This window comes from Paenibacillus sp. FSL H8-0315, assembly GCF_038005365.1.
Classification (GTDB): Bacteria; Bacillota; Bacilli; order Paenibacillales; family Paenibacillaceae; genus Paenibacillus_AQ; species Paenibacillus_AQ odorifer.
In genome coordinates, this window is the sequence record NZ_JBBOTA010000001.1 from 3,148,203 (window position 1) to 3,157,755 (window position 9,553).

Genomic DNA, 9,553 nt, shown 5'->3' on the forward strand with positions numbered 1-9,553 from the left:
GTCACTGAAATGAATATCATGACATGGATTGATTTGTTATTATTTTTTGTTTTGTTCGCTTTGTTCATCTACATATTTGCGTCTGTAACTATCACTAACCTACATAAAGCATACTTAGTTTTTCATTTTACTATGATGTTATGGCCCTTCTGCCAATTCGCTATCAAAACGACCGACGATCCCAAGTTTCAATTGTTTTATGTAAAGATCGCTTTTATCGACTCGGTTCTGTTAACGATTGGCTGGCTTCTGTTCACGGTACTACTCACCGGGAATTCACATCTTCTTCGAAAAAAGAACACATTGATCCTATACATTCTCGCAGCTTTGATCTTAGTAGGGGTGATCGCCAATCCAAACGGAAGTTTTGTTCTCCCTATGAACGGCGGATATATCGAAAGATATTATGGTCCGATTTTTTGGCTGCTTATTATCTTCTTAACCACCAGCGTAATGATTTCTCTGTATATCATCTATTCAGCGCTAGTCTCAAACACTACACAGCGGATCAAAAAACAGGTTGCTCATGTGCTCAAAGGGGTGCTGGTGCTAACGGTATTTATTTTATTGGATGTTTTTCTTAATGTGGTATTGCTTAAATCTGATCCAGTTATTCCAGGGCTGACCTCTCTGGGGATCTTAATCTCGGCAATCTTTTTCGTAATTGCTATCCATCGGGATAAAATATTTGATCTCGTAACCATCGCCCATCAGGATATCATTGACACAATTACAGAAGGAATTCTTGTACTGGATGATAGTGAGACTGTAGTAGAAATCAATCGCTCGCTTTTTCCAAAAATCCATCTGCAAATCGGTGCTCACTTTGACGTGTCGACCATCGCACCCATAGAGCAAACTTCCGGAGCTTTCGATTTATTCCTTCATACATACTTGAACCAGCCCATGGAGAGGACTGAGGTTGAACTATTCTACACCTCACTCGATGCATACATTAACATTACTGCGGCGCCGATTGTGGTAGGTGGAATCAGGGTTGGACGCATTCTCACTTTTCAGGACAGAAGCGAGCTGCATCGCCTCATAGCCGAGACCAATCACCAGAACGAGACCCTGCAAGAGCGTAATGCTACATTAACTGAAATCCAGGATGAATTATCGCAGACTAACCAAAAACTTAAGCAGATGGCCATAACGGACAGCCTAACCGGTTGTTATAATCGTCATTACTTAACGTTGCACTTAGAGCATGAGATCATAGAAAATATGAAACTCAAGCAGCCTTTTGCTATCATCCTTCTGGATATCGACTTTTTCAAAACAGTGAATGATAATTACGGCCATTTAATCGGTGATGTCGTCATTTGCAGCACGGTAGAGGTAATTAAGAAAACGTTGAGGGAGACGGATGTTCTGGCGCGTTATGGCGGAGAAGAATTTATCATTTACTTACCAAATACAGATCAAACACAAGCAAACCACTTAGCAAAACATATCAAATCTATAATAGAAGCTAATAAAGTACATGTAGAGGATGTTGCTCATTCCCTCTCGATTACTGTTAGTATGGGACTGCTGTCCATTAGTAATTTTGCAGCACAATATACAGAAAGCCTGACCAATCAACTAAATGATTTATTCGAATCAGTGGACAAAGCCTTATATCAAGCAAAAAATGCCGGACGAAATCAGATTGTTGAGATTAATAGATAACGTTTAAAATAAAGAATCAGCCTACTTCTGTTGAAGTTAAGCTGATTTTTATTTTTTAGATCTTTTTAACAAACTCGGACTTTAATTTCATAGCTCCAAAACCATCGATTTTGCAATCAATATCATGATCTCCGTCCACTAAACGGATGTTTTTCACCTTTGTTCCTATCTTCAGAACGGATGAGCTTCCTTTTACTTTAAGGTCTTTAATAATAGTTATAGCATCTCCATCATTTAAAATATTTCCGTTGGCATCTCTGACAACCTTGTTCTCTTCACTGCTTTCAGCCTCTGTGTCGAGGCTCCACTCATGCGCACATTCCGGGCAGACGAGCAAACTACCATCTTCATAAGTGTATTCTGAATTACATTTCGGGCAATTTGGCAAAGTTGACATCAAAGTGTCCTCCATTCGTTAATGTAAATCTAGTTGTGGTTCCAGTGCATAGCCTCAAAAGTATATTTCATATTTGGTAAGGTTTCCACTAGATATCAGCAGTAAGTTTGTCTAGATTTCGACAGCGGACAGTAATTCTCAAATATTGTCTTGTATATTTTTTCCTAATTCAATAAGATGGAAATGTCGAATTTTTATGTAAATACATAGGAGAGTGAGTAATGATTAGTCGCAGAAGTGTTGCATTCGCCATTATTTTGTCATTAATTACATGTGGGCTCTATACAATCTATTGGTTTATTGTTCTAACCAATGAGGTAGGCGAACTGAGTGGAGACTATACATTTACAGGAGGAAAACATTTCCTTCTAACGTTGGTTACGTGCGGGATCTGGAGCTTCATTTGGGCCTATCAGGTAGGTAAACATATTGCTGAAGCTCAAAGACAGCGCGGCCAATACCCGTCAGATAATTCAGTGCTTTATGTGATCCTGACACTCTTTGGCCTGGGTATTGTCACGTATGCCTTGGTACAATCCGATGTTAATAAACTGGTATAAGTTTACGATTTATAAAAGGACACATCCTAAACTATTTTGGGGTGTGTCCTTAAGTCTCGTCGGCGTAGTTTATCTCAAAGCATGGATACCCTTAACCAATATTAGTATCCCTTGTCCATTTCATGAATGGACTGGATTGTATTGTCCCGGATGTGGAGTCACAAGAGTTATTCTTTCCTTGCTGAAGTTCGACGTTATTCAAGCGTTTAGATTTAACCCGTTGCTGTTTATTTTAGCACCTCTGTATATGTTGTATTGGATTACTAATAAGAAGCAAATCCGACCTCTTAGCCAGGCAATTATGGCTATAATGTTGATTCTGACCGTTACATTTGGAATACTGAGGAATCTCCCGCTGTTTGAATATTTGGCCCCGACAGTAATTCGTTAACAGCAACAATTATTACAAAATAGCCTGCAGTCGCACAATTGCTTGGGCCCGATCAACCACTTCTAATTTGCTGTAAAGATTGCTAATATAATTGCGCGCCGTACCTTCCGCAATATGTAATGTATCGGCGATTTCACGGTTGTTCAGTCCCCGGATAATGAGCTGTGCCAGCTCCTCTTCCCGTTCTGTCAGACTGATACGATCCAGACCCGATCTTTGCCAGTGTTCATAGTCCTCTGTTAACCTGTTCATCCTCGATGCCAGTTTGGCTGCTACCGGAGCTGGCAGAATAAATTGCCCGGATAACGTATCATGAATCGAAGCGATCATTTTATCTGCATCCATGTCCTTCAGCATATAACCGCTTGCTCCGTAGGCCATTCCCTCTACAATATAATCAGTCTCTATAAAAGTAGTCAGAATCAGAATGAAGATGTTCGGGCGAATCTGCTTTATTCGTTTCAAGGCGCTAAGGCCATCCATAACTGGCATTTGAATATCGAGCAGCACCAGATCAGGCTGGAGTGCCTCAACCATCTCGCAAGCTTCTTCTCCATTCTTGGCAGCACCAACCACTTCCATATCATCTTCCAGATCCAAAATGGTGCGAAGTCCTTCCCGCGTCAACAATTGATCATCGGCAATTACAATTTTTATTTTACTCATGTTCTATCCACAACCCTTCGCATGGGCAGATCAATCTCCAGTAAACAGCCTTCATCCATTTCTGAATCGATGGATAAGCTGCCTCCCAGCTGCTCAACCCGTTCCTTCATCGTCCTAAGTCCAAATCCCATCACGATTGGACTCATCCCTAGCCCACAATCCTTGAGTCTAAACTGCAAGTTCGCTCCAACAGACTCCAGACTAAAATGGAACTCCACACTCTTCCCATGTCTGATCCCATTAGTTAAGCCCTCCTGCAAAGCATGATAGATTGCCTTTTTATAGGCTGTTGACATGGCTTCCGGCAGATCATAAATAACTGCATGAACAACAACGCCTGCATTGCGTTCTGTATCTCGAATCAACTGCTTCAGCATCACGGTTAGATCAGAATACCTGTCCTCTTTCAGCATATGGACAGAGCCGCGGATTTCATTCAAGCTATGCCGCACAAGATCCTGGGCCTCAGCCAGACGCTGAAAGCCGCTGTCTATCTCCTTCTTCTGAAGCAGCCGCTTGCCAGCTTCAATCTGCAGAATCGTCGATGTCAGGGTATGCCCGACAATATCATGAATCTCTTGGGCAATACGATTGCGTTCCTCAAAAACAGTAGCTTCGGCCAAAGCCGCAGATGTTTCACGCATCGAACGCTCCAGGCTACGAGTTCTTTCTACCACCTGATCCTCCAGATTTTTTTTGAGATATTGGATTCCCGAATACAGCTTGGCATTAGCGATTGAGATTGCGCATTGTGAACCAAGCAGCTTGAGCACATCGAGTCTGCTTGGAGTAAATACACCCGGCGATAGATTATTCTCCAAATAGAGCAGGCAAACCAATTTATTCTGATTCATGATGGGGAGACATAGAACCGATTTCAGTCTATTATTCCTAACGTAAGTATTACGTGTAAATATTCCTTCACTGAGTGCATCATGTAATACAACCTGTTCTTGTGTTCTTGCCGCGTAAGCTATAATCGCTGCCGGGACCAACCCCGATTCTTCCCCAAGTGGAACAGATTCGATATGCTGGGCTTCTGAGGTCCCATAAGCTTCCACCATCCATTTGCCGTCATGATCAAAAATAACAGCCCCATATTCTGCCCCAGCATTGTGGAGCATGATTCGCATCAGCGTGGCCAATAATCGGCTCATCTCCATTTCGCCGGATAATGCTTGGGCAGACATTACCACAGAAAGGGAATCCACACGATCGAGCCCGGGCTCTCGTTTAATATGCAGCAAATGGCGATGCTGCTGCTCCAGGTCAGCCGCTTTAGCCTTTGCGCCCCATTGCAGATAAGCCTCATAGGCCTCAGTCATATAGATTCTTGCCAGATGCATTTTGCCATGACGAAGCCCGTATTTACCATAACATTCCGCTGCCATCGCTAAATCGTGAATATGACCGTGGATCCGAGCGTTCTCAATGGATTGCTCATACAATGCTTCAGCTTGGCGGGGATCTCGCGATAGACGAGTTAACTCAGCCTTCATTAAGAGATATTTATGCTGATAATTCCCCGGACAACGCCTGGCAAGCTTTTTCATTTTCTTCAAGCATTTACGCATTTTTGCCCGATATGTACGTTGCTCTTCAGCGTTATATTCCTCATACAACTGAGCCCAGACTAAACATTCATACATGATCTGCATGGGACTGTCTAGGCCATCTTCGCGTGATTTTATAATGGCCGCTGATTTGGCTAATGCCTCACTGGCTTCTCGGTATTCCCCAAATACATAGCCCGTCAAATATTGATAGATCCAGACCATTTCTTGTATAAAATCAAAGGTGTCCCCATGAACCGACTGTGCAAAAGCAGGCTCGCTAATCTCCGCGATGGGAAAGGGATCATCTATAGAGCGATAACCTGTCAAGCGAAAAAGAATGGCCGCTGCTACAATAGCCTGCTTACAATGAAGACTGTTGTTATGGCGCAGCAAATCACCGGAATGAGTAATTAATCGCTCATAGATATCGCCGAGAGGATGACCAAATTGCAAAAGGGAGGCACAGTTGATCAACACATTCTGGTTTCCCTTCCATAAGTCACCTGATTCCAGTCCTACTTTACCAGCTTTCTCGGTAAACGTATGGAGCATAGCAGGATCATAATGCCGCCAGCTATCGTAGCACATGGCGAACGCGGCTAAGGTTGTCATGTGCTGTTTCGGATAGGGTTCGGATAAGCTGAACGCCAGCATGGCCCATTTGAATGTCTCTTCATCATTACGGAAGTAATAATATTGAAACATTGCATAACCTATGAATCCAATGGAAGCCTCCGGAGTCATCCCATAATCAAGCGTTAATTCAATCATGGTGAAGGAAGAAGCAAGCCACCCTTCTCGATTGACGTAAAAGCAAGCATTGCTTGAATGATCTAAAGTAGACATTGCGATTCTACGTGCTTCATCAGTCATTGGAGGTAAAAGAGTAAGCGATTCGAGTGAGACCTTCTTGAGTCTATGCCGCAATCGTAACCATTGAAGCGTCAATTGAGCATAACCAGGATCAAATTGATGCTTCACTTTCAGTAACGATAAGGTATGCTGGCCTAAGGAGATCACCTCTTCATGGTTATCATTACTTGCTTCCAACTGCACCTTCATTACGTAGACGTAAGCCTTATCCATATTTGTCGTAGCTTTATCAATCAACAGATGGAATAATTCATTAGCCGTATCAAAATGGGAACATAAATATTCGAGCTCCGCCCTCTCACGGAATACCCGGAAGGTCAGCCCATAATGCGCCTCCCAGCTCTGCTCCTCTAATAATGACGTTGCCTGAAGCATATATTGCAAGGCTGTCTCATGTGCGGTTGTTTGCTTCGCTTTTATCCCTGCCTGTAAGTTCAGCTCTACTAGTTGAAGCCTCTCTTCAGGGCGGTCTAACCATGTAAGTGCCTGATTCAAATGATGGACAGCTTCGAATAGAGTCGTTCCTTCACTAAGCGGGCCTCGGCCTAGCAATAACAGACCAATCCTCCAATGCAGCTCGGAACGCTCCTCTTCGGAAATAAAAGTATATGCTGCCTGATGAATGCGGTTGTGCTGGAACTTATAATGCGGATATTCCTCCCCGTTAACGGGCTGCAACAAGCGCCCATGTACAGCAACCGCCAACGCATCGTTCAATGTCTCTATCGGTGTCTCCGTAATATCAGCAAGTGTACGTAAATCAAATAGGCTGCCTATAAATGCGGCTCTGCTAAGTGCATATACCGTCTGTTCAGGAAATTGCTGCAATTTACTTGAAAGGTATGAAGCTACGTTATCGGGTACATTCAATTCAGTAATACGCTGGAGATCCCATTTCCAGCTTCGAATATTCTCATCAAATTCCACTCGCTGATCATCTATCAAATCTTGAAGGAATTGCTTAATAAATAACGGGTTTCCATCTGTCTTATGAAGCAGCACGCGCGACAGCTCGTCCAAGTCAGCTGCCTCGTAACGCATAACATCAAGTAGCAGTTGTTTTAAATCGGTGAGTTCAAGCGCTTGTAAAGAAATTCTGCTCATCGCTACGTTGCGGTCAATCAGATGTTTTTCCAGCCTACTGAGCGGGTGCAGCCTTGTAATCTCCCGATTGCGATAGGAAAGCACGATTAGCAGATGAGTCGTTGCTGTATTCTCTATAAGCGAAGTGAGATATTGCAGCGACGTATCATCAGCCCATTGCAAATTATCCAATACCAAGATCAAAGGATGATCCTCATGAGGAAAGAGTTGAATAAATCGGCTCATGATTAATTGAAAGCGATGCTGAGCTTCCAGCGGTGGCAGTGGAGGCACGGAGGGTTGAGGGCCAATCAAGAGTTCAAGCTTAGGAACAAAATCGATCAGCAACTGACCGTAATTGTCCACTGCTTGTAGAATACGCAGCCTCCAAACCTCCACCTGCAGCTTTGTTTCCATCAGCAGCTGACTAACCAACTCTTCTATGACTTGATGCCAGATGCCATAAGGGAGTGAGGTATGTCGGGATTCGAATTTGCCTCTGGCGAAGAAACCATCCAAAGAGACTGTATTTGTAAGGGTCTCCTTCAGAAAGGTTGTTTTGCCGATACCACTCTCCCCGCTAATCCAAACCGTCTCTACGGCACCTTGTGATGCTCGTTGCAGTGCTTCTCTTAAGCTTTGTTGCTCAAGATGTCTTCCATAGAAGCGTCCTGATACCATCCAGCGCTCTGGGATATCCCAGCTTCCTAGTGGAAAAGGCTCAATATGTCCGGATTCTTCTAGACGGGATAGACATTCCTCAAGATCCGATTTAATGCCAAACGCGCTGGCATACCTCGCTTCAGGCATTTTCTCCATGCATTTACCAACAATATCAGAGACCGATAGAGGGATAGTGGGGAACCTGCGGTGCAGAGGCTCAGGTGTATCTGCAAGATGACGATATACAATATCAACAACATCATGCAGCTCAAAGGGGCGGCTGCCCGAGAGACATTCATACAGGATGATCCCCAGCGAATAAAAGTCAGAACGGTAATCCGGTTTAACTCCGGTTCGTCCCGTTTGTTCTGGAGCGATATAAGGAAGCAGAACATCGGGCCGGCCGCCTAACGGTGACAAAGGACTCGTGGTGTTTTCGGTAGAACACATTCTTATATCAATAAATTTCACTTCAAAAGTAATGGGATTGACGATTAGATGAGCGGGGGTTAGTTCATTTAGTGTTATTTTTTCACGATGAATTTGCATAAGACAATCAGCAATAGCTGTAGCGATTCGAATTAGCGCTGGAAGACCCAGTGAATTAACAGGCATACGCAGGATCTGCCCAAGGGTACTCCCCTCTATATCTTTTAAGAGAAGGACTGGTCGGTCCGCCATAATTTCCAAACTGTACGGCTCTATTGCACCACGACCGCAAAGTCGCTTAAGCATGTCATACTCATGACGAAAAGCATCGACCATGGCAGCTCCCGGGTATTCTCCTATTGTTGTCTTAGCGATAACCCTCAGGCCGTCCTCTTGACGTAGGAGTCTGTATAACCTGATATCTGCGGTATTATCTATCAGATCTAAGGTTTGGTATCCTGGCAATTCAAACATCAACAGCACTCCCTAATTACAATTAGACAGAATACTCAATCTCGCAAAGTAGTTAAAGCCATTATAACATCTGATCTTGCCGTTCTACTCATAAGACATTTCATATTTCGTTAATCCTATCGCGTTTGCGCACAATGCCGCCTGTGTCCGGTCAGTAACCTGCAGCTTCGCTAAAATCTGACTGACATGCTTCTTCACCGTAAATTCACTGATAAAAAGACGTGTGGCAATCACTCTATTGCAAGCACCTTGTCCAAGCTGAATCAGGACTTCCTTCTCTTTTGGTGTCAATTCATCTGTTGGACTGCTGGCGCTCATTCGCATCTTTTCTTCCATTAGACCAGGATCATAGTATTTTCTCCCTTTGTACACCAACTGGATAGCAAACAGTAATTCCTCCGGCAGTGCCTCTTTCAGAACATATCCGTCTACCAGCACTTCTTCAGCCCTCAAAAAATCCTCTCTGCTCGCAGAGGAAGTCAACAGTATGAATTTACTAACAATGCCGCGGGTACGTGCTATCTTAATGACATCCAGTCCTGATTCATCAGCAAGTTTAAGATCAATGAGGACAATGTCTGGCTTTGTCTCTTCAATCACATCAAGTGCTTCCGGACCATTCGTAGCTTCACCGGCAAATTGCATATCCGATTGCATTGCAATGACAGATGCCAGCCCTCTTCTAACTAAAGGATGATCATCTACAATGATGATTTTCACAGAAACAGCTCCCTCTAAACCGCATACATTATTTACTTCTTTGTATAAAAAGCTTCAATTGGAGTAT

At 43.5% G+C, this 9,553-nt stretch carries 7 protein-coding genes; 3 read left to right on the top strand and 4 right to left on the bottom strand.

From position 1 onward, the window contains the following. Positions 1–9: 9 nt before the first annotated feature. Positions 10–1,674, top strand: a complete 1,665-nt coding sequence (locus MHB56_RS13685; protein WP_076191593.1) for a histidine kinase N-terminal 7TM domain-containing diguanylate cyclase — start codon at positions 10–12, stop codon at positions 1,672–1,674. Positions 1,675–1,729: 55 nt separating this feature from the next. Here the strand turns inward: MHB56_RS13685 and MHB56_RS13690 are convergent, their stop codons facing one another. After that, on the bottom strand, positions 1,730–2,071 hold the full coding sequence (locus tag MHB56_RS13690; protein ID WP_036682263.1) for a zinc ribbon domain-containing protein YjdM: 342 nt from the start codon (positions 2,069–2,071) through the stop codon (positions 1,730–1,732). A 221-nt stretch (positions 2,072–2,292) separates the two neighbouring features. On the opposite strand from MHB56_RS13690, the gene MHB56_RS13695 reads away from it, so the two are divergent. Continuing rightward, positions 2,293–2,631, top strand: coding sequence for a DUF4234 domain-containing protein (locus tag MHB56_RS13695; RefSeq protein ID WP_051491231.1), 339 nt, complete (start codon positions 2,293–2,295; stop codon positions 2,629–2,631). Beyond that, the gene (locus tag MHB56_RS13700; protein ID WP_076124149.1) at positions 2,612–3,022 is read left to right on the top strand and encodes a DUF2752 domain-containing protein; all 411 of its coding nucleotides are present in this window, start codon (positions 2,612–2,614) and stop codon (positions 3,020–3,022) included. The genes MHB56_RS13695 and MHB56_RS13700 overlap by 20 nt, the downstream gene beginning before the upstream one ends. 12 nt (positions 3,023–3,034) lie before the next feature. Here the strand turns inward: MHB56_RS13700 and MHB56_RS13705 are convergent, their stop codons facing one another. From MHB56_RS13705 to MHB56_RS13715, 3 genes are all read right to left on the bottom strand, one after another. Continuing rightward, positions 3,035–3,688: a response regulator transcription factor gene (locus MHB56_RS13705; RefSeq protein WP_036682266.1), complete on the bottom strand. Its 654-nt coding sequence runs from the start codon at positions 3,686–3,688 to the stop codon at positions 3,035–3,037. Next, the gene (locus tag MHB56_RS13710) at positions 3,685–8,766 is read right to left on the bottom strand and encodes an AAA family ATPase (RefSeq protein WP_341143669.1); all 5,082 of its coding nucleotides are present in this window, start codon (positions 8,764–8,766) and stop codon (positions 3,685–3,687) included. Before MHB56_RS13710 ends, MHB56_RS13705 begins: the two co-directional genes overlap by 4 nt. 84 nt (positions 8,767–8,850) lie before the next feature. Beyond that, positions 8,851–9,486 (bottom strand): response regulator, encoded by a 636-nt coding sequence (locus MHB56_RS13715; RefSeq protein WP_076124152.1) that lies wholly within the window; start codon positions 9,484–9,486, stop codon positions 8,851–8,853. Between the last annotated feature and the right edge of the window lie 67 nt (positions 9,487–9,553).